General features: G+C 31.8%; 23 protein-coding genes. All 23 read left to right on the forward strand.

Annotation, left to right across the window (positions count from 1 at the left end; translation table 11 throughout):
* Positions 1 to 27 precede the first annotated feature (27 nt).
* Positions 28 to 1,101, forward strand: a complete 1,074-nt coding sequence (prfA, locus tag CLAU_RS11420; RefSeq protein WP_013236916.1) for a peptide chain release factor 1 — start codon at positions 28 to 30, stop codon at positions 1,099 to 1,101.
* A 64-nt stretch (positions 1,102 to 1,165) separates the two neighbouring features.
* Positions 1,166 to 1,792 carry a hypothetical protein gene (locus CLAU_RS11425; protein WP_013236917.1) on the forward strand — a complete coding sequence of 209 codons (627 nt, stop codon included), beginning with the start codon at positions 1,166 to 1,168 and terminating at the stop codon, positions 1,790 to 1,792.
* Between the two features lie 68 nt (positions 1,793 to 1,860).
* Positions 1,861 to 2,583, forward strand: a complete 723-nt coding sequence (locus tag CLAU_RS11430) for a ZIP family metal transporter (RefSeq protein ID WP_013236918.1) — start codon at positions 1,861 to 1,863, stop codon at positions 2,581 to 2,583.
* Positions 2,584 to 2,695: 112 nt separating this feature from the next.
* Positions 2,696 to 3,748 (forward strand): L-threonylcarbamoyladenylate synthase, encoded by a 1,053-nt coding sequence (locus CLAU_RS11435; RefSeq protein WP_013236919.1) that lies wholly within the window; start codon positions 2,696 to 2,698, stop codon positions 3,746 to 3,748.
* A gap of 52 nt (positions 3,749 to 3,800) precedes the next feature.
* Positions 3,801 to 4,259, forward strand: a complete 459-nt coding sequence (locus CLAU_RS11440) for a low molecular weight protein arginine phosphatase (RefSeq protein ID WP_013236920.1) — start codon at positions 3,801 to 3,803, stop codon at positions 4,257 to 4,259.
* A gap of 101 nt (positions 4,260 to 4,360) precedes the next feature.
* Positions 4,361 to 4,810 carry a ribose 5-phosphate isomerase B gene (gene rpiB / locus CLAU_RS11445; protein WP_013236921.1) on the forward strand — a complete coding sequence of 150 codons (450 nt, stop codon included), beginning with the start codon at positions 4,361 to 4,363 and terminating at the stop codon, positions 4,808 to 4,810.
* Between the two features lie 126 nt (positions 4,811 to 4,936).
* Positions 4,937 to 5,566 (forward strand): uracil phosphoribosyltransferase, encoded by a 630-nt coding sequence (gene upp, locus CLAU_RS11450; RefSeq protein WP_013236922.1) that lies wholly within the window; start codon positions 4,937 to 4,939, stop codon positions 5,564 to 5,566.
* A gap of 144 nt (positions 5,567 to 5,710) precedes the next feature.
* On the forward strand, positions 5,711 to 6,121 hold the full coding sequence (locus CLAU_RS11455; protein ID WP_013236923.1) for a deoxycytidylate deaminase: 411 nt from the start codon (positions 5,711 to 5,713) through the stop codon (positions 6,119 to 6,121).
* A 49-nt stretch (positions 6,122 to 6,170) separates the two neighbouring features.
* A complete protein-coding gene (locus tag CLAU_RS11460; protein ID WP_013236924.1) occupies positions 6,171 to 7,199 on the forward strand; it encodes an MraY family glycosyltransferase in 1,029 nt (342 codons plus the stop codon).
* 17 nt (positions 7,200 to 7,216) lie between these two features.
* Positions 7,217 to 8,371, forward strand: a complete 1,155-nt coding sequence (gene wecB / locus CLAU_RS11465) for a non-hydrolyzing UDP-N-acetylglucosamine 2-epimerase (protein WP_013236925.1) — start codon at positions 7,217 to 7,219, stop codon at positions 8,369 to 8,371.
* Positions 8,372 to 8,764: 393 nt separating this feature from the next.
* Positions 8,765 to 9,127, forward strand: coding sequence for an ATP synthase subunit I (locus CLAU_RS11470; RefSeq protein ID WP_023162551.1), 363 nt, complete (start codon positions 8,765 to 8,767; stop codon positions 9,125 to 9,127).
* A gap of 28 nt (positions 9,128 to 9,155) precedes the next feature.
* On the forward strand, positions 9,156 to 9,839 hold the full coding sequence (locus CLAU_RS11475; RefSeq protein WP_023162552.1) for a F0F1 ATP synthase subunit A: 684 nt from the start codon (positions 9,156 to 9,158) through the stop codon (positions 9,837 to 9,839).
* Between the two features lie 42 nt (positions 9,840 to 9,881).
* Positions 9,882 to 10,127 (forward strand): ATP synthase F0 subunit C, encoded by a 246-nt coding sequence (gene atpE, locus CLAU_RS11480; RefSeq protein ID WP_013236928.1) that lies wholly within the window; start codon positions 9,882 to 9,884, stop codon positions 10,125 to 10,127.
* Between the two features lie 58 nt (positions 10,128 to 10,185).
* Entirely contained in the window at positions 10,186 to 10,665 is a 480-nt protein-coding gene (locus CLAU_RS11485) for a F0F1 ATP synthase subunit B (protein WP_013236929.1), read from the forward strand.
* Between the two features lie 2 nt (positions 10,666 to 10,667).
* Complete coding sequence (locus CLAU_RS11490; RefSeq protein WP_013236930.1) at positions 10,668 to 11,213, forward strand: F0F1 ATP synthase subunit delta; 546 nt, start codon at positions 10,668 to 10,670, stop codon at positions 11,211 to 11,213.
* Between the two features lie 4 nt (positions 11,214 to 11,217).
* The gene (atpA, locus tag CLAU_RS11495) at positions 11,218 to 12,732 is read left to right on the forward strand and encodes a F0F1 ATP synthase subunit alpha (protein ID WP_013236931.1); all 1,515 of its coding nucleotides are present in this window, start codon (positions 11,218 to 11,220) and stop codon (positions 12,730 to 12,732) included.
* 22 nt (positions 12,733 to 12,754) lie between these two features.
* The gene (gene atpG / locus CLAU_RS11500; protein ID WP_013236932.1) at positions 12,755 to 13,606 is read left to right on the forward strand and encodes an ATP synthase F1 subunit gamma; all 852 of its coding nucleotides are present in this window, start codon (positions 12,755 to 12,757) and stop codon (positions 13,604 to 13,606) included.
* A 12-nt stretch (positions 13,607 to 13,618) separates the two neighbouring features.
* Positions 13,619 to 15,013 (forward strand): F0F1 ATP synthase subunit beta, encoded by a 1,395-nt coding sequence (gene atpD / locus CLAU_RS11505; RefSeq protein ID WP_013236933.1) that lies wholly within the window; start codon positions 13,619 to 13,621, stop codon positions 15,011 to 15,013.
* 66 nt (positions 15,014 to 15,079) lie between these two features.
* Positions 15,080 to 15,478, forward strand: a complete 399-nt coding sequence (locus CLAU_RS11510) for a F0F1 ATP synthase subunit epsilon (protein WP_013236934.1) — start codon at positions 15,080 to 15,082, stop codon at positions 15,476 to 15,478.
* 339 nt (positions 15,479 to 15,817) lie between these two features.
* On the forward strand, positions 15,818 to 16,555 hold the full coding sequence (locus CLAU_RS11515; RefSeq protein ID WP_013236935.1) for a YwmB family TATA-box binding protein: 738 nt from the start codon (positions 15,818 to 15,820) through the stop codon (positions 16,553 to 16,555).
* Positions 16,556 to 16,649: 94 nt separating this feature from the next.
* Positions 16,650 to 17,909 carry a UDP-N-acetylglucosamine 1-carboxyvinyltransferase gene (gene murA / locus CLAU_RS11520; RefSeq protein WP_013236936.1) on the forward strand — a complete coding sequence of 420 codons (1,260 nt, stop codon included), beginning with the start codon at positions 16,650 to 16,652 and terminating at the stop codon, positions 17,907 to 17,909.
* Between the two features lie 184 nt (positions 17,910 to 18,093).
* Positions 18,094 to 19,140: a stage II sporulation protein D gene (gene spoIID, locus CLAU_RS11525; protein WP_013236937.1), complete on the forward strand. Its 1,047-nt coding sequence runs from the start codon at positions 18,094 to 18,096 to the stop codon at positions 19,138 to 19,140.
* Positions 19,141 to 19,291: 151 nt separating this feature from the next.
* Complete coding sequence (locus CLAU_RS11530) at positions 19,292 to 20,008, forward strand: M23 family metallopeptidase (RefSeq protein ID WP_013236938.1); 717 nt, start codon at positions 19,292 to 19,294, stop codon at positions 20,006 to 20,008.
* Positions 20,009 to 20,042 lie beyond the last annotated feature (34 nt).

Genomic DNA, 20,042 nt, shown 5'->3' on the forward strand with positions numbered 1-20,042 from the left:
AAATATTTATACGGAGTGATAAAAATTATGTTAGAAAGACTTAATTTTATAGAAAATAAGTATGAAGAGTTATCTATTAAGATAAGTGACCCACAAGTTATGGCAGACCAAAAAGAATGGCAAAAGTTATGCAAAGAAAATGCAGAGTTAGAGGAAATAGTTACAAAATACAGAGAATATAAAAAAGCTCAGCAGGAGCTGGAAGACAACAAAGAGATGCTTAAGGAAGAAACAGATAGGGAAATGAAGGAAATGGAACAAGAAGAAATAAAAAGGCTTACAGAAGTTATAGAAGAAAGTGAAAATGATCTAAGAGTACTCCTTCTTCCTAAAGACCCAAATGATGATAAAAATGTATTTGTGGAAATTAGAGCAGGAGCAGGAGGAGAAGAAGCAGCTTTATTTGCTGCAAATCTCACTAGAATGTATACAAGATATGCAGAACGCCAGGCATGGAATATAGAGACTATGAGTATAAATGCCACAGATATAGGCGGATTTAAAGAAATTGTATTCATGGTAAAGGGAAAGGGAGCCTATAGCAGATTAAAGTATGAAAGTGGAACTCATAGAGTACAGAGAGTGCCAGATACCGAGTCAAGTGGAAGAATTCACACTTCAACGGCTACAGTAGCAGTACTTCCGGAAGTTGATGATGTAGATGTAGTTATAAACCCAAATGATATAAGAATAGATGTATTTAGAGCATCAGGACATGGAGGACAATGTGTAAATACTACTGACTCAGCAGTTAGAATTACCCACTTACCTACGGGGCTTGTGGTATCCTGTCAGGACGAAAAATCCCAACTTAAAAATAAGGAAAAAGGCATGAAAGTTTTGAAATCCAGACTTTATGAAAGGGCAGAGAAAGAAAGAAGTGCCAGCATAGCTGAGGATAGAAAAAGTCAGGTTGGAACAGGAGATAGAAGTGAAAGAATAAGAACTTATAACTATCCACAGGGTAGGGTTACAGATCATAGAATAGGATTAACTTTATATAAATTAGATTCATTTTTAGATGGAAATATAGATGAAATAATAGACGCACTTATAACTGCAGATCAGGCAGAAAAAATGAAGGAAATGGGAAATGATTGATAGTAAGTGTAATGAAAATGGGAGAGGAGTTGAAAAACCGTTAAGTGCTATCTAACGGGGAAGTATGAACATAGATAAAGCCATTAGAAAGCAAAAAAAATCTTACAAGATATTTATGCTGTCTATGTGCTTTATTTTTTGTGTAATGCCTACAGCTCTTATTTTAGCCAGGAAATTTAATATATTTTATATAATTTACTTAATAGTTCTAGAAGTGCTTATTTTTCTAGCTATTGTTATTAGAATCAATAATGAATTTTTAAAATTTAATTATGATGGATATAAGCTAAAATTGAAAATAGGAATTAGAAGGGCTAAATTAAGTATAATATGTGACAAAATTGTTTTGGTACATGTAGAAAATTATATTTCAAAGTACAGAGACAACTCCAATTTTAGAATAATCATTTTATCAACTTCCAAGTTTAGAAGTGATAGGATGATATTGGTACATAAAGAATTTTTCAAAAGACATTCTTATGTAGCACATCAGTATAATAAAATGAAAATTTTGCATCCTGAAAATACCTTTTACTATACTATAATAAAAAGAGGGGAATTGAACAAATATCCACTTTTGGACACTATTTATAAGAGTTGTGTTTATGCTCACTTTACTGAGGAAACCATTGAAAGAATAAAATATTATAGAGAAAACTCAGAAAATTACATTGATAATAAGAAAAAATAAAATGTATTCATATATTGAAGAGTCTTAAAATAAACATGATATATAAATAATAATATAAGGTGATTTTTTTGAATGCAAATATAACTTGTATAGTTATAATAGGAAGCATAGTGTCACTTGTAGGAACAATGATAGGAGCTTCACTTGGCGTAATAGTGAGAGAACCCTCTAATAAGCTGCTAGGTGCTATAATAGGATTTGCAGGTGGAATTATGCTGTCTGTAGTAGTATTTGACTTAATTCCTGAATCTATGAATAAATGGAACTTTGTTTTTACTATAATATTTGTAGTTTTAGGAGCTGGTCTTATTGCCATAATTGATTCTAAGGTAGACATAGGAAGTACTAACAAACATCTAAAAATTGCATTTATGGCTTCTTTGGGACTTATGATTCACAATTTTCCAGAAGGTATAATAATGGGATGTGGGTTTGCAGCAGGAGGAACTCTTGGAATAAAGATGAGCCTCATAATTGCAATTCATGATATACCAGAGGGAATTGCTGTGTCAGCACCACTTATGGCATCTAAGGTAAAAATTTCAAGGATACTTTTATATGCTTTCATTACAGCTTTTCCGACTGCCATAGGCACTTTTGCAGGTGTTTACATAGCTAATATTTCTAAAAATGTATTGGGAGCGTGTTTATCTGCTGCATCTGGAATAATGCTGTATGTGGTATGCGGAGAGATGATACCAGAATCCTCAAAACTATGGGATGGTATTACAAGTACACTTGGAACTTTATGTGGAATTGTTTTAGGACTTGTAATAGTACAGGCATTTTAGATTTATATAATTTAAAATATGAAGTATTGTTTTTAGGTATTTGAAAGAAATAACAGTCAAAGATGCGACGGATATTTTTTGAAAATGCCTTAATGTAAAGGTGGAATGTTAGATGAACACAAAAGTGAAAATCGTAGATAAAGAAAACTTAGATATGGGTATTGTTGAAGAAGCAGGAAAAGTCATAAAAGAAGGTGGACTTGTGGCTTTTCCTACTGAAACTGTATATGGACTTGGAGCGAATGCTCTCAATCCTGATGCAGTAAAAAAAATATTTGAAGCTAAGGGAAGACCACAGGATAATCCTTTGATTGTACATATATCTGATATAGAAGATATAAAAGAGCTGGTAGTTGATGTCCCTAAAATAGCTAAGAAACTTATGAAGAAATTCTGGCCAGGTCCCATGACTATAATTCTTCCTAAATCACAAGTTATACCAGATATCACCAGTGCATCTCTTCCAAGCATAGGAATTAGAATGCCATCTAATATAATAGCTAGGGAGCTAATAAGAACATCAAAAGTTCCAATTGCTGCACCTTCTGCAAATATATCTGGAAGACCTAGTCCTACGGATGTAGAAAGATGTATAGAAGATTTAAATGGAAAAGTTGATTTTATATTAGGTGGGGATATGTGTGAAGTTGGAGTAGAATCAACAATAATAGATTGTACAGTAAATCCTGCTTGTGTACTTAGGCCAGGAGGAATAACTCTAGAGGCATTAAAAGAGATAGATGATAGTATATATATTGATCCTGCAGTAATGAAAAAGCCAGATAAAAATTTAAGACCTAAGGCTCCAGGAATGAAGTATAGACACTATGCTCCAAAGGCACCCCTAAAAATAGTTAAGGGAGATTTAAAAAAAACTATTGAAAAAATTAACGAAATGGTGCAAAATTATATAGGTGAAAATAAAGTGGTAGGTATACTTGCTACAGATGAAACAAAAGATTTTTATAAAAATGGATTAGTAATATCACTGGGAAGTAGAAATAATATGATTAGTATATCTAAAAATTTATTTGAGACATTAAGAAGTTTTGATGACAAGAATGTAGATATTATAATAGCTGAAGCTTTTGATGAGAATGGAATAGGGACAGCTGTGATGAATAGATTAAATAAATCTGCTGGATTTGATATTATAATGGTGTAATTTTTAAAATGTGAAAATTTAAACGCAGGATTTTTAGGAGGCTTTTTAATCTATGAAAAATATATTATTTGTTTGTACAGGTAATACCTGTAGAAGTTGTATGGCAGAGGCAATATTTAATTATTTGTGTGATATAGAACATATAAAAGCTATTTCAGCAGGAGTTGCAGTAGTAGAGGACAGTGTAACTTCTAAAAATTCTGCAGCGGTAGTCAAACAAAATATTAACATAGATATAAGCAGCAGGAAGGCCGTTCAGATAAATGAAGATATGATAAGAAAATCAATGCTTGTTTTAACTATGACAGGTTATATAAGAGATATCATAAAGAAGAATTTTCCTGAATTTAAGAATAAGGTATATACTTTAAATGAATTTGTTTCTTTAGAGCAGGATATAACAGATCCTTTTGGAAAAGATATAGAAGAGTACAGATATACTTATAAACAATTAAAAAATGGTATTTTATTATTAATTAACAAATTAAAGGGAGATAGAGACATTAATTAGATGTTAGTATCTTCTTTTTTTGCGGAATTGCCTTTGAAAAATTGATTTAACTTAATAATATATGCTTTAAATAAAATATTATAACTTTGGAGGTATTTTTTATGAAAGTTGCTTTAGGCAGTGACCATGCTGGATTCCCTTTAAAAAAAGAAGTGATGGAACATTTACAGGATAAGAATATAGAATTCAAAGATTTTGGAACTTTTTCAGAATCCTCCTGTGATTATCCTGATTATGCATTAAAAGTTGGAGAAGAGGTTGCAAGCAAGAATTATGACTTTGGGATACTTATATGTGGAACAGGTATTGGTATAAGTATAGCTGCAAACAAGGTACCTGGTGTAAGGGCCGCACTTTGTAGTGATACTTTTAGTGCCCATGCGTGTAGAGAACATAATAATGCTAATATACTAACTATGGGACAGAGAGTTGTGGGGATAGGACTTGCTATTGATATAGTTGATACTTTTCTATCTGCTAAATTTCAAGGAGACAGACACCAAAGAAGGATAGATAAAATTACAGAAATAGAGAAAAAGTATAGCAAATAAATGAATATTATATAATTAAAATTGATATTAGGCATTTTCAAAGAAATAACTAGTCAGTATGCTAGTATCTTTGACTTGTTATTTTCTTTCAAATGCCTTATGAAATGAAAAATAGGAGGAATATATATGAGTAAAGTAACACAAATAACACATCCACTTATACTGCATAAATTAGCTTTAATAAGGGATAAGCATACAGGATCTAAGGATTTTAGAGAACTTGTAGAAGAGGTAGCCATGCTTATGGCATATGAAGTTACAAGAAATCTTCAAACAGAGGATGTAGAAATAGAGACACCTATATGTAAAACAACTTGTAAAATGCTTTCAGGTAAAAAAGTTGCTATAATACCTATACTAAGAGCAGGTCTTGGAATGGTAGGAGGAATGATAAAACTTATTCCTGCAGCAAAAGTAGGACATATAGGATTATATAGAGATGAGGCTACATTAAAGCCAGTAGAATATTTCTGTAAGTTACCACAGGATATAGGAGAAAGAGAAGTAATTGTTACAGATCCAATGCTTGCTACAGGAGGATCCGCATCCGATGCCATAACTATATTGAAGAAAAAAGGTGCTAAGAATATAAGACTTATGTGTTTGATAGCTGCACCAGAGGGAATAAAAACAGTAACAGAAACGCATCCAGATGTAGATGTATACATAGCGTCAATTGATGAAAAATTAAATGAAAATGGATATATAGTACCAGGACTTGGAGATGCTGGAGACAGGTTATACGGAACAAAATAATACCACTAAATGTAGTAGTGAGTTCACTTATAATTTAAGTGAACTCTTTACTTTAGAATTAAAACCTTTGTGGATTGTTTTAAAACTTTGATTAATAGTTTATAATATAGGTTGTAATAATTATATATCAAGGAGATACTTATTATGAGAAAAGATTGGGATAATTATTTTATAGACATCGCATTTAAAGTTGCAGAAAGAAGTACATGTCCTAGGCTGCATGTAGGGGCGGTCCTTGTTAAAAACAGAAGGATAAAGGGAACTGGATATAATGGAAGTCCCAGGGGCTTAGAGCATTGTGAAGATGTAGGGTGTTACATGAAGAATAATCATTGTGTAAGGACAATTCATGCAGAAGTAAACTGTCTACTAGAGGTAGCTCCTGATGATAGAGAAAGTTCAACGTTATATGTTACCCATATGCCTTGTCCTGAATGTCAAAAATTAATAATTACCTGTGGAATTAAAAGAGTTGTATATTGTGAGGAGTATACTCCAGAAATTAATTGGTTTGAAAAAACATCGGGAATTGAATTGATATGCATAAAGAGATGAGAATAACAGAATATGTAGAAAACATAAGATGTGATTAAGGAAGGTTATTATGAATAATTTGTATTTATTTGCAATAGTTTCGATAATGTTTTCAGTTATACTTACACCCTTCATTAAAAAGCTTGCCGTTAAACTAGATATTATGGATGTGCCTAAGGATAATAGAAGAATACATAATAAGCCTATACCACTTATAGGTGGATTGGCCATATACTTTTCGTTTATAATTACTCTATTTTTGAAAACGGGTAAACTTACAGAATCTGAAACGGGACTTATATTAGGAGCTACTATTATAGTAATAGGAGGGCTTTTAGATGATAAGTTTGATATAAAGCCTTGGTGTAAACTATTGTTTCAATTAGCAGCAGCAGGGGTTTTGATAATTTATGGGATAAAAATAGAAATAATTACAAATCCGTTTGATGGAGCATACCAGTTTATAAATATAGGAGTAATATCCATTCCTCTAACTATAATATGGGTAATTGGAATTACTAATGCACTCAATTTAATTGATGGTCTAGATGGGTTGGCAGCAGGTATTGCATTTATATCTTCTATAACTATTTTTATTATAGCATTGTTGAATAATAGATATGAGGCAGCGGTGCTTACTAGTATATTATCTGGAGCTATACTTGGATTTTTACCTTACAATTTTAATCCAGCATCTATATTTATGGGAGATACTGGGGCACAGTTGCTTGGCTTTTTACTTGCAGCCATATCCATGGAGGGTGCAATAAAATCTGCTGCAGCTTTTTCTGTAGCTGTACCTATTTTAGCACTTGGAATACCAATATATGATACTTTATTTGCAATGATAAGAAGAAAAATAAATGGAAGACCTATTATGCAAGCAGATAGAGGACATTTGCATCATAGACTTCTTGATATGGGGCTTACACAAAAACAGGTTGTTATGATAATGTATAGTATAAGTGCAGTGTTGGGAAGTATTTCTATAATAGCCATGGAGATAAATGCACAAAGATCATACTTCCTTCTAATAATAGTTATGGTTATTTTGGTTCTTATGGCCTGGAAGGCTGGATTTTTTAAACATAGAGAGTAAAAAAGGAGGTTTTTAATATGAACAAAATTAAATGTGTTACTATATTTGGCACAAGACCAGAAGCAATAAAAATGGCTCCTTTAGTTAAGGAACTTGAGAAGAGAAAAGAAATAGATAATAAAATATGTGTTACTGCTCAACATAGGGAGATGCTTGATCAGGTTTTACAGCTTTTTAATATTGTTCCCGATTTTGATTTAAATATAATGAAAACTAAACAGACATTGACAGGTATAACTAATAGAGTACTTCAGGGACTTGAGGAAATATTTGAAGATGAAAAACCTGATTTAGTACTTGTTCATGGAGATACGACTACTACTTTTGCAGGAGCATTAGCTGCTTTCTATAAAAAAATAAAGGTTGGGCATGTAGAAGCAGGACTTAGAACTTACGATAAGTATTTCCCATTTCCAGAAGAAATGAATAGAAAGCTTACAGGTGCTATAGCTGACCTTCATTTTGCACCAACCACTGGATCAAAGTCCAATTTGTTAAAAGAAGGTGTGTCTGAAAATCAAATATTTGTAACTGGAAATACAGTAATTGATGCTATGAGGTTTACAGTAGAGAAGGATTATAAATTTAGTAATGATGAATTAAATACCATAAATTATGATAATAAAAAAGTTATAATGGTAACTGCTCATAGACGAGAAAATTGGGGAAAGGGTATCGAGAATATTTGTAATGCATTAAAAAGGATTATAGATGAAAATAAAGATACAGAAATTGTTTATCTGGTACACTTGAATCCTGTAGTAAAGGATATGGTATATAAAATACTTGGAAATGTTTCTAGAGTTCATTTGTTGCCTCCACTAGATACTAAGGAAACACACAATTTAATGAATAAATGTTTTATGGTTATGACTGATTCTGGTGGACTTCAGGAGGAAGCACCCCATCTTGGAAAGCCTGTATTGGTGCTTAGAAATGTGACTGAAAGACCAGAGGCTGTAGAGGCAGGCACAGTAAGACTCGTGGGAACGGATGAAGAAAAAATAATAAAGTTAGCAAATGAGCTTATAAGAAATCCTAAGGAATATGATGTAATGAGTAAAGCTATAAATCCTTATGGAGATGGCAAGGCAGCTTATAGAATAACAGAAGCTATTTTACAATATTTTGATTTAGCAAAAGGTACATATAGTGAGTTTAAATCAAATTAAAAAGTTATAATTTTCAATTTTCATTCTTTTTAAAGGAGATTAGCATACATTTTATCATAATTATACAGACAATATAGTAATATATGATGTTAAAATATCAATATATGGTTAAAAATCTGTATATTTTTTCCCATTTTAATTATTTGTACTATAATATTACACTGAGTGTATTGTATATTTAAAAAATATTTGGTACAATTAGTTAGTTAAATAAATTCTAAATTGTAAATTATCAGAATCCTTATTAAGGAAATACATAGATTTAAGGAGAAATCATAAAAAGGTGTAATATAAACTGGCTAAAATTGAGCAAAAATTGAGCAATTAAGACTTTTTGATTGTATCTTTTTATATATTTAAGGTATATAATCTTATTTATATTGGGGGAACTTGATGAATAAACATATTCTAGACATGGTAAAGAAAGTATCTGTAATTAATTTATTATTTGGCATGATTTTGGCCTGTTTAGTACAGCTTTTTTTTAAAAGTTATGGATTATTTATATTATTAGGTGTTTCCATAGCAATATTTAATTTTTTTATAAATACCATTGTAGGTGCCCTCATATCAGAAAGATTTAGAAATTCATCAGCATCTTTGTATATAATAAGTTTTATTATACGAGTTGTAATGGCAGCAGGAATAGGATATTGGGTATTTATATGCAGTAAATACAATGTAGTTGCTTATTTAATTGGCTATACATCCCATTTATTAGGGATATATATATATTCACTTATTGAAAATAATTAACAATAAATTTAGGAAAGGATGTGATGAAGTGGAGGCTTTTTCACCATTGTTTTTAATACATCTGGGAGCATTTCAAATTCCAATAACTTCCAGTGTCATTGTACAATGGGCCATTATTATAATTTTAGCTATATTGGCAAAATTTTTTACATCTAGTATGAAAAAAATACCGGATAAAAAACAAAGTGTTATTGAAATTATTGTTGAAGCAGTAAGAAATTTAGTTACTGAAAACATGGGAAAAGAGTATGTATCATTTATACCATATGTAGGAACGCTTGCCATATACATTTTAGTAATGAACATTGCTCCAGTGATGATAGGAGTAAGGGCACCAACGGAAGATCTAAGTGTTGCAGTTGGATTGGCATTAATAACTTTTGTATTAGTCCAATTTAATTCAATTAAAAAAAATGGTTTAGTGCGTTATTTTGGAGCATATACTAAGCCAGTAGTACCGCTATTGCCAATTAATATTATAGAAAGGCTAGTTCTTCCAGTTTCCCTAAGTCTACGACTTTTTGGTAATTTGACAGCAGGAGCTGTAATTATCGGTATGGTATATAAAGGATTAGGTAGTATGGCATGGTTTTCTCAATTGTTAATACCAATTCCTTTACACGCTTTCTTTGATTTATTTGATGGTTCAATCCAAATGATAGTATTTGTTATGTTAACAATAATGAATATAAAAGTTATAGCTGAAGACTAATAATAGTTACTTTTTAATACTTATTTAAGGAGGTTTTTTATTATGAATTTAGATGCACATTCATTTATATCAGGTATGGCAGCAATAGGTGCAGGTTTAGCTGCTATAGGATGTTTAGGAGGAGGTATTGGAGTTGGAAATGCTGCTGGTAAGGCAGTTGAAGGAGTATCAAGACAGCCAGAAGCAAGTGGTAAAATACTAAGTACATTCTTTGTAAGTGCAGCTTTATCAGAGGTAACAGCTATTTACTCTCTATTAATAGCTCTTATTTTAGTATTTAAAGTTTGATCTAATGTATACCTCACTAATTTACATATACATTTAGAGGGGAGGATTGGAATTTAATATGCAAATTGATTGGACTACAGTCGTTATAACAATAATAAATTTTATCATATTGTATTTCATTCTGAAGCATTTCTTTTTTAAACCTGTCAATAACACTATTACAAATAGGCAGCAAGAGATTGACAATAAAATAAGAACTGCTGATGAAAATGAAAAGAAGTCTAAACAATTAGTAACTCAACATCAAGAGTTGTTAAAGAATTCAAAACAAGAAGGAAAAGCTATTGTTGAAGACTATAAAAATAAAGCCGATAAAGTTTCCGAAAACATAGTAAATGATGCCCAGAAAGAAGCTCAACTAATATTAGATAGGGCAAAAGTTGAAGCTGAAAGAGAAAGAGAAAAAGCAAAAGACGATATAAAAAATCAAGTGGTAGATTTAGCACTTTTAGTATCATCAAAAGCTTTAGAGGGATCTATTAATGAGCAGCAGCATAGGAAACTTATTGAGGACTTTATAGCTAAGGTAGGTATTTAACTATGCATGAGTATTTAGATAGAAGATATGCCCTTGCACTCTATAAAATTGGAGAAGAAAAAGGAAAAGTTAAAGAATACCTAGAAGAATTAAGGCAGGTTGTAGCCGCTATAAAAGGTAATTCTAAATTTTTGGAAATCATGGAACATCCAGAAGTAAGTACATCAGAGAAGAAAAAAATGTTTACTGAAATCTTTAAAGATAAGGTGAATGAAGACATACTTTCATTCTTATTAGTTCTTATAGAGAAAGATAGAATTAATGAAATTGATGGAAAACTTAGGGAAATGGAAAATATATATCTTGAGAGTAATAATACTGTTAAGGCAAAAGTAAAAACAGTTATTGCTTTGAATGATGATGAGAGAAACACTTTAATTGAAAAGCTAGAAAAGAAATTTAATAAGAAAGTTTTGATTGAAGAAGAAATAGATCCTAGTATAATAGGTGGGGTTTATGTTGAGGTAAATAATGAAGTTATTGATGGTAGTATAAGGTCAAAACTTTCTGAAATGAAAAAAATAATGCTTAAGGGAGAACAGAGGTGAGCCTATGAACATAAAACCTGAAGAAATAACTTCAATTATAAAAGATGAAATACAGAAATATGAAAAGAAAATAGAAACAGTTGATTCAGGTACAATAATTCAAATCGGTGATGGTATTGCTAGAGTTTATGGCCTTAATCAATGTATGGCAAATGAACTCTTAGAGTTTCCAAATGATGTTTATGGTATGGCTTTAAACCTTGAACAGGATAATGTAGGTTGTGTTCTTTTGGGTTCCCAGAAGGGAATAAAAGAAGGAGATACAGTTAAAAGAACAGGTAGAGTTGTAGAAGTACCAGTAGGTGAAGCTATTGTTGGAAGAGTTGTAAATTCACTTGGACAGCCTATTGATGGGAAAGGTCCTATAAAGACATCAGAAACTAGGCCTGTAGATCTTGTAGCTCCAGGAGTTATAACAAGACAGTCAGTTAAAGAACCACTGCAAACCGGGTTAAAGGCTATAGATTCAATGATACCAATTGGAAAAGGACAAAGGGAATTAATAATAGGAGACAGGCAAACAGGTAAGACTGCTATTGCCATGGATACTATAATAAATCAAAAAGGAAAAGATGTAATATGCATATATGTAGCTATAGGTCAGAAGCAGTCTACTGTAGCTCATATAGTAAATGACTTAACAGAAGCAGGTGCTATGGACTATAGCATAATAGTATCTGCATCAGCATCTGAGTCAGCACCACTTCAGTATATTGCTCCTTATGCAGGATGTTCCATGGGTGAATATTTTATGAATAAGGGAAAAGATGTACTTATAGTGTATGATGATTTATCTAAGCATGCGGTTGCCTATAGAGAAATGTCATTATTACTCCGTAGACCACCAGGAAGAGAAGCATATCCTGGAGATGTATTCTATCTGCATTCAAGATTACTTGAAAGAGCAGCAAAGCTTTCTGATAAGTTAGGTGGAGGCTCACTTACAGCACTTCCTATAATAGAAACTATGGCAGGAGATGTTACTGCATATATACCAACAAATGTTATTTCTATAACAGATGGTCAGATATTCCTTGAATCAGAGCTTTTCTATGCGGGTCAAAGACCAGCTATAAATGCAGGTATATCCGTATCCAGAGTTGGTGGTAATGCACAAATTAAAGCAATGAAGCAGGTAGCAGGTACTCTTAGATTGGATTTAGCACAGTATAGAGAACTTGCATCATTTGCTCAATTTGGATCAGACCTTGATAAAGAATCTATGAAAAGGCTTGAAAAAGGTAAGAGATTAACAGAAATATTAAAACAACCTCAATACAAACCAATGCCTGTAGAAAATCAGGTAATGATACTGTTTGCAGCTGGTAGAGAGTATATAATGGATGTACCGGTTGAAAAAGTTGTAGAATTTGAAGGAGAATTCCTTGATTATATGAGTACTCATCATAAAGAAATAGGTGATGAAATAAAAAATAAAAAAATTATATCCGATGAATTAAGTGATAAACTTGGAAATGCTATAGAGGAATTCAAAAAAATATTTTTAGCAGAGGCATAGTTTCTTCTGCGGGAGGTGAAATATGGCAGGGGCAGGACTTGTTACAATAAAAAGAAGAATTAGATCAATAACCAGTACTCAAAAAATAACAAATGCCATGGGACTCATTGCCACCTCTAAACTTAGAAAAGTTAGAAAAAAGCTTGAGGCAAATAATAAATATTGTGAACTATTTAGTTCCCTTATGAATGAATTTGTTTTAGGAGCAGAGGGAAGAAATATTTATATACATGGTAATAAAAGCAATAAGAAACTCTACATAGCTTTAAATTCAGATACAGGATTATGCGGAGGCTTTAATGGCAGTGTAGTAAATGAAGCAGATGCTGCAATGTCAAAAAATAAAGAAAATTGCCTTTTGATATCTGTGGGACAAAAAGGAAGAACGTATTTTAAAAGGCTTAAGTATAGTACAGAAGCAGAATACGTGGATATTTCAGATGTTCCTACTATAAATGAAGCAGATACCATAGTATATAAGGCTCTAGACCTTTATAGAAGTGGCGAGGTTGGAGAAGTTAATATAGTATATACTAAGTTTATTTCAACAGTTAGACAAAAAGTAGTTGTTGAAAAATTACTTCCATTGGAAGCTGATAAAAAAGAAAAAACAAATTATCTTGTTAAATTTGAACCATCAATAGATGAAATGATGGATGAAGTAGTACTTTTACACTTAAAGCAAAAAGTACTTAACTGTATGATAAATTCAAAAGTAAGTGAACAGGCTTCCAGAATGACAGCAATGGATGGGGCAACTAAAAATGCAAATGATTTACTGGATAAATTGAATCTTAAATACAATAGAGAGAGACAATCTGCTATTACACAGGAAATAACTGAAATAGTTGGAGGAGCAGAAGCTCTTAAGTAAGGAGGGACATTGATGCCAAATATAGGCAAAGTTGTTCAGGTTATAGGACCTGTAGTAGATATAAAGTTTGATACAGAAAACCTTCCTAATATATATAATGCCATAGATATAAAATCAGGTGATAAAAAAATTATTACAGAAGTTGCACAACATTTGGGTGATGATGTAGTAAGAACTATATCCATGGAGAGTACAGATGGATTAATGAGAGGTATGGATGCAGAAGATACAGGATCTCCTATATCTGTACCTGTAGGTGAGCCAGTTTTAGGAAGACTTTTTAATATGCTAGGACAGCCAATTGATGAAAATGGAGAAGTAAAGGCAGAACAATACTATCCTATTCATAGACAGGCGCCAAGTTTTGAAGATCAATCTGTTAAGCCTGAAATGTTTGAAACTGGTATTAAAGTTATAGATCTTCTTGCACCATACCAAAGAGGCGGAAAGATAGGACTGTTTGGTGGAGCTGGTGTTGGTAAAACAGTTCTTATACAGGAACTTATAAATAATATAGCAAAAGAACATGGTGGATTATCAGTATTTACAGGTGTTGGAGAAAGAACAAGAGAAGGAAATGACCTATATTATGAAATGCAGGAATCAGGAGTTATAAAGAAGACTGCTTTGGTATTTGGTCAGATGAATGAGCCACCTGGAGCAAGAATGAGAGTTGCACTTACAGGACTTACTATGGCAGAATATTTTAGAGATAAAGGTCAGGATGTACTTTTATTTATAGATAATATATTCAGATTTACTCAGGCAGGATCTGAAGTTTCAGCGTTACTTGGTAGAATACCTAGTGCCGTTGGTTACCAGCCAACTCTTGCAACTGAAATGGGTGCTCTTCAAGAAAGAATAACATCCACAAAACAGGGGTCTATTACATCTGTTCAGGCAGTATATGTTCCAGCAGATGACTTGACTGACCCGGCACCATCTACAACATTTACGCATCTTGATGCAACTACAGTTCTTTCTAGATCTATATCAGAAATTGGTATATATCCTGCTGTTGATCCACTGGCATCCACTTCAAGAATATTGGATCCAAGGATTGTAGGAGAGGATCATTATAAAGTAGCATCAGATGTTAAACATATACTTGAAAGATACAGTGAACTTCAAGATATTATAGCAATACTTGGTGTAGATGAGCTTTCAGAAGATGATAGATTAGTAGTTATTAGAGCTAGAAGAATTCAAAGATTTTTATCACAACCATTTTCTGTTGCAGAACAATTTACAGGATATCAGGGTAAATATGTTCAAATAAAGGAAACTATAAGAGGTTTTAAAGAAATTCTTGAAGGTAAATATGATGATTTGCCAGAAACTGCTTTCTTATTTAAAGGAAGTATAGATGAAGTGGTTGAAGCAGCTAAAAATATGGGAAAAAATTAAAGTGATTTATTAAGCAAAATTGGTTTGAGAGAATTTTGTTTAATGTAAATTTTAAAGGAGATTAATATGTCAGAAGTTTTAAAATTAACTATCCTTACTCCCGATAGAGAATTCTATGAAGGAGAAGTAGTAGAAGTAATAACGGAAAGTATTCAAGGCGACATAGCAATTCTTCCAGACCATATGCCTTTAGTTACCACTTTAAAACCTGCAAATACCGAAATCGTTCAAAAAGATGGCAAAAAATTAAAGGCATTTACATCAACCGGAGTACTGGAAGTAATAAATAATGAGCTAAAAATTTTATGTGATTCTTGTGAATGGCCAGATGAAATAGACATAGATAGAGCAAAAGCTGCTAAAGAAAGAGCTGAAAAAAGATTAGTTAGTCAGAAAGATGGAGTCGATGTAAAAAGAGCAGAAATGGCATTGGCTAGAGCACTGGCTAGAATTAATCTGAAATAATGGAGCTTTTGATATTGCTGTATTTTAATTGAAGATAAAAAACACTATCTAAAAATCATTAATACAATGATTTTGGATAGTGTTTTTTTTGTATCTAAAAATATTCACATTTTGTTATTTAGAATTATATACTAATATAGGTCCCTCCTATGGAATCTTTATTTTTTGAAATACTAATGTCAGTTCTCTAGTATAAAAAAAGACTATCAGATAAAATTTAGCAACTTAAACTAAGTAGAAATCTATTGAATATTAAAAGGAAAAGTTGTCCATAATTTTTAAAGAGAAATAGAAGGGGGTGAAAATGTTCTGTTTAATTTTGTGCAGAACTAAATATATATGAAAAAACTAAAAATGTTAAGCTGTTTATTGGTTCTTGTATTTTCTTTTCAATATTATGTTTGTGCTTCAGGAGATAATTTGGGTGTAAGATCTACATTATTCCAAAAATCCGTTTCTAATCTAAAGGAAACAGATATATTTAAAAACATATTAGAAAAGACTAACAGTACCCCGGTGGAGTGTGGAATTATGGCTACTTTTAATACTTCTAGTGGTAAGGAAAAGGTTGTAGATGAAATATTTAAGGTATTAATGAGATATAGTGAGTGTAACAAAAAAGTGTGGAGAAATAATAAAATTTATTGTATAGAATTTAATGGATATTATGCAGAGGGCTATGTAGAAGGTGTAGAAAATGAAAATTATAATATCATTACAGTTAACATTACAAGAAAATCCAGTCAGTACAAATTACAGGATTTGAAAAGTATGGTAGATAGATCTCTAGGTGATAGAAAAGAAAAGTGTAAGTATTTTGAATATGTAAAGGCAAAAACTCAGAAACAAGACGTAAGTAGTGTAAATAGTGAAGTTAAAAACATTTTAAAATGCTATGGTACATCTGACATTAAAACTATAGCTTTAGAGGAAGGATACAGTTCTACTGCTTATACACATAAGTATGAGCCAATACAAAGTGGCACAGGTTTAATAGATTTTAACTATGCTGTTGTAAAATATGATACAGGCACTTATATAATTATGGGAACTCCAGAAATAATGGTTACATATTAGGAATCATATAATATGGATGTTTTTGTTAAATGTAACTTATAAGGCGGTACAAAAATTAAGTAACATATTAGCAATTATAGAATGGAGGAACATTATGAGTAAAATAGTAGTTAAGGGAGGAAATAAACTGCATGGGGAAGTAAATATCAGTACTGCTAAAAATTCTGTATTGCCTATTATAGCAGCTTGTATTTTAAGCGGAGATAAATGTGTAATAGAAAAAGTACCAATGCTTGAAGATGTTTTTGTAATAAGTGACATATTGAGGAGTATATCTGCAGATATAAATATAGACAAAGATACAAATAAAGTAATAATAGATTCATCTAATATAAAAGATTGTAACCCATGCAGCGAATTGGTAAAAAAAATGAGGGCGTCATTTTTAATAATGGGTCCCATGATAGCTAGGTTTGGAAAGTTCAGATTATGTCTTCCAGGTGGATGCAATATTGGAACTAGACCTATAGATCTTCACTTGAAGGGATTAAGTGCTCTTGGAGCAGAGGTGAATGTAGGGCATGGATATGTAGAAGCAAGTGCTAAGAAATTGATAGGGGATAAAATATATCTAGATTTTCCTTCAGTAGGGGCTACAGAAAATATAATGATGGCATCAGTAATGGCAGAAGGAGAAACTATAATAGAGAATGCAGCAGAAGAACCCGAAATAAGGGATCTGGCAAAATTTTTAAATAGCATGGGGGCAAATATTATTGGTGCAGGGTCAGGTACTATTAGAATATTAGGAGTAAAAAGCTTAAAGGGAAGTACTCATAGACCAATATTTGATAGGATAGAATCTGGTACTTTTATGGTGGCAGCTGCTATAACTAGAAGCAAGATTAAAATAAATGGTGCTAATGAAGAATACTTAAAACCTATAATCGCCAAGTTAACTGAAGTTGGAGTTCATATAAGCTCACAAGGAAGTAGCTTGATTGTAGATGGAAGAGATGAATTAAGACCAGTAGATATTAAAACTATGCCTTATCCTGGATTTCCAACTGATATGCAGTCACAGATGACAGGACTTTTATGTACTGTTATGGGTACAAGTATAATAACAGAAACTATTTTTGAAAATAGATTTATGCACGTAGCAGAGATGAAAAGGATGGGAGCAAACATAAAGATAGATGGAAGAAGTGCTGTTATAGAAGGTGTAAAAAAACTTACTGGAGCAGAAGTTAAAGCAACTGACTTAAGAGCAGGTGCAAGCCTTATACTTTGTGGGTTGGCAGCAGAAGGTGAAACAGAAATTGCAGATATATACCATGTAGATAGAGGCTATGTAGATATTGAAAAAAAATTAAAAGCACTAGGAGCTGATATTAAGAGGATAAATGAATAATACTCCTATTATATATATTATTAGACAAAGAAAAGATTAGAACAAAATTTTTTCTTTGTTTTTTTATTGGAATATTTTATAAGATATTGCAATAAAAATATAATATTGTAGTTTAAAATATATATAAGGCATTTTCAAAGAAATGAATTGATATTTTCTTTCAAGGGCCTAACAGGAGAAAAATATGAAGAATGATGTATTAGACTTTTTAAAAAAATTTATTATTTTAGTATTTATGGGTACATTATTTATAATTGTACTTTCCTTATTTATAGTTGGAACTGGAAACTCAAAATGTGATAATTTACCTCAATTCCTGATAAACTCAAAAAATATAATACTAAAAAAACAGGATACCAATTCAGAAAAAATAAAGGTGTATATAACTAAAGAAGATAAAGTAAAAGAAATGGATTTAGAGCAATATGTAACAGGAGTAGTAGCTGCTGAAATGCCTGCGGAATTTTCGGAAGAAGCACTTAAAGCACAGGCTGTGGCGTCTAGAACTTTTGCAGCTGCACATATGGAGGTGTACGGAGGGAAAAAATACAAAAGCAATACAGGTGCAGATGTATGTGATACAGTCAAGTGTCAGGTGTTTGTTAACAAAGAAGATAGAATTAAAAATTGGCCTAAGAGTGATGGGGATAAGTATTGGAGCAAAATTGTAGATGCAGTGCAAGCTACTTCAGGTCAGGTGCTGACTTATAAAAATAAATTGGTGATGGAGCCATACTATTTTGCAGTAAGTGCAGGAAAAACTGAAAATTCAGAAGACGTATTTGGAGAAGCAGAGGGATATTTAAAGAGCGTAGAAAGTCCAGGAGAAGAAAGTGCTAGAAAATATAAAACTTCAGTGAAAATGTCATATGTGGATTTTATAAACAAGGTAAACTCAAGTTACGCTAATTCAGGGTTATCTTCAGAAAATTTATCTAATCAAATAGCTATAAAAAGTAAAAATGAAAGTGGATCTGTAAAAGAAATTAAACTTGGTGCTGTTACAATATCTGGTACAAAATTTAGAGCTATTATGGGATTGAATTCGGCAAACTTTAGTATAGATTTTAAAGATGGTGTGTATATTCAGTGCATTGGATATGGACATGGAGTTGGAATGAGCCAGTGGGGAGCTAATTATATGGGCAAAAATGGCCAAAACTATAAAAATATATTGTCTCATTATTATGAGGGAACTAGTCTAGAAGATGTAAACTTATTTAAAAAATAATGATTATATCATCTAATTGTATGTTACTAAAATACATTAAATAAATATTAAGTAAAAAAGAGGGAAATTTCCTCTTTTTTTTGTAAAAAAATTTCATAAAATATGTATTTTTTTCTATTCTCTGGACAAACTACAAAAAGGAGGTGTTAGTATGAACAAAAAATCTTTTAACAAAGCAATCAACTTTTTAAAAAAGGAGAGCTTTTATGTAATACTGTTTATATGTTTATGCATTGCAGTAACAGCAGCAGTAATAACAGCAAGAAATAATAAAAATCAAAGTGCACAGCTTCAAAAAAGTCAGGCTGTAGAGCAGAAAAAAATTAGGGAAACAGCAAAGGCAAATGAAAAGCCTTCTTCCAATTATAATAATGCTCTTCAAGTAAAAAAGGATAATAAGTCAAAATCCAATATATCTAATAACGAAGCATCGAAGGGAGTATCTAACTCAGTAAGCACTTCCTTTCAAAAGCCAGTAGAGGGTAATATTGCAAGAGGTTATTCAGAGGATCCAGTATATTGGGATTCTACAGCAACTTATAGACCAAACTTAGGATATGATATACAAACTCCACTTGGCAAACCAGTGTTTGCAGCTATGGATGGAAAGGTAGAATCAGTAAATACAGCAACACAGGATGGAGTAGAAGTTATTATAGATCATCAAAATGGATTAAAAACAGTTTATTCTAACCTAGATCCAAATGTGAAAGTTAGTGCAGGTCAAACCATAAAAAAAGGAGCAGTTATTGGAGTAGTTGGGAAAAGTACATTGAGATCAGCTTATGAGAAATACGGAGATCACTTGCACTTCGCTGTTTTGAAAGGAAAAGAATTTGTTGACCCAGGTAAATATATAAAATACTAATATTTGGCCATTTCTTAGAATTTTATGGAGAAAT

It is taken from the genome of Clostridium autoethanogenum DSM 10061, assembly GCF_001484725.1.
In the GTDB taxonomy this organism is placed as follows: domain Bacteria; phylum Bacillota; class Clostridia; order Clostridiales; family Clostridiaceae; genus Clostridium_B; species Clostridium_B ljungdahlii.

Bases quoted from the DNA above. Each gene is read 5' to 3' on its own strand.
- prfA (WP_013236916.1), top strand. From the start codon at position 28: ATGTTAGAAAGACTTAATTTTATAGAAAATAAGTATGAAGAGTTATCT.
- CLAU_RS11425 (WP_013236917.1), top strand. From the start codon at position 1,166: ATGAACATAGATAAAGCCATTAGAAAGCAAAAAAAATCTTACAAGATA.
- CLAU_RS11435 (WP_013236919.1), top strand. From the start codon at position 2,696: ATGAACACAAAAGTGAAAATCGTAGATAAAGAAAACTTAGATATGGGT.
- CLAU_RS11440 (WP_013236920.1), top strand. From the start codon at position 3,801: ATGAAAAATATATTATTTGTTTGTACAGGTAATACCTGTAGAAGTTGT.
- rpiB (WP_013236921.1), top strand. From the start codon at position 4,361: ATGAAAGTTGCTTTAGGCAGTGACCATGCTGGATTCCCTTTAAAAAAA.
- upp (WP_013236922.1), top strand. From the start codon at position 4,937: ATGAGTAAAGTAACACAAATAACACATCCACTTATACTGCATAAATTA.
- CLAU_RS11455 (WP_013236923.1), top strand. From the start codon at position 5,711: ATGAGAAAAGATTGGGATAATTATTTTATAGACATCGCATTTAAAGTT.
- CLAU_RS11460 (WP_013236924.1), top strand. From the start codon at position 6,171: ATGAATAATTTGTATTTATTTGCAATAGTTTCGATAATGTTTTCAGTT.
- wecB (WP_013236925.1), top strand. From the start codon at position 7,217: ATGAACAAAATTAAATGTGTTACTATATTTGGCACAAGACCAGAAGCA.
- CLAU_RS11470 (WP_023162551.1), top strand. From the start codon at position 8,765: ATGAATAAACATATTCTAGACATGGTAAAGAAAGTATCTGTAATTAAT.
- atpE (WP_013236928.1), top strand. From the start codon at position 9,882: ATGAATTTAGATGCACATTCATTTATATCAGGTATGGCAGCAATAGGT.
- CLAU_RS11485 (WP_013236929.1), top strand. From the start codon at position 10,186: ATGCAAATTGATTGGACTACAGTCGTTATAACAATAATAAATTTTATC.
- CLAU_RS11490 (WP_013236930.1), top strand. From the start codon at position 10,668: ATGCATGAGTATTTAGATAGAAGATATGCCCTTGCACTCTATAAAATT.
- atpA (WP_013236931.1), top strand. From the start codon at position 11,218: ATGAACATAAAACCTGAAGAAATAACTTCAATTATAAAAGATGAAATA.
- atpG (WP_013236932.1), top strand. From the start codon at position 12,755: ATGGCAGGGGCAGGACTTGTTACAATAAAAAGAAGAATTAGATCAATA.
- atpD (WP_013236933.1), top strand. From the start codon at position 13,619: ATGCCAAATATAGGCAAAGTTGTTCAGGTTATAGGACCTGTAGTAGAT.
- CLAU_RS11510 (WP_013236934.1), top strand. From the start codon at position 15,080: ATGTCAGAAGTTTTAAAATTAACTATCCTTACTCCCGATAGAGAATTC.
- CLAU_RS11515 (WP_013236935.1), top strand. From the start codon at position 15,818: ATGAAAAAACTAAAAATGTTAAGCTGTTTATTGGTTCTTGTATTTTCT.
- murA (WP_013236936.1), top strand. From the start codon at position 16,650: ATGAGTAAAATAGTAGTTAAGGGAGGAAATAAACTGCATGGGGAAGTA.
- spoIID (WP_013236937.1), top strand. From the start codon at position 18,094: ATGAAGAATGATGTATTAGACTTTTTAAAAAAATTTATTATTTTAGTA.
- CLAU_RS11530 (WP_013236938.1), top strand. From the start codon at position 19,292: ATGAACAAAAAATCTTTTAACAAAGCAATCAACTTTTTAAAAAAGGAG.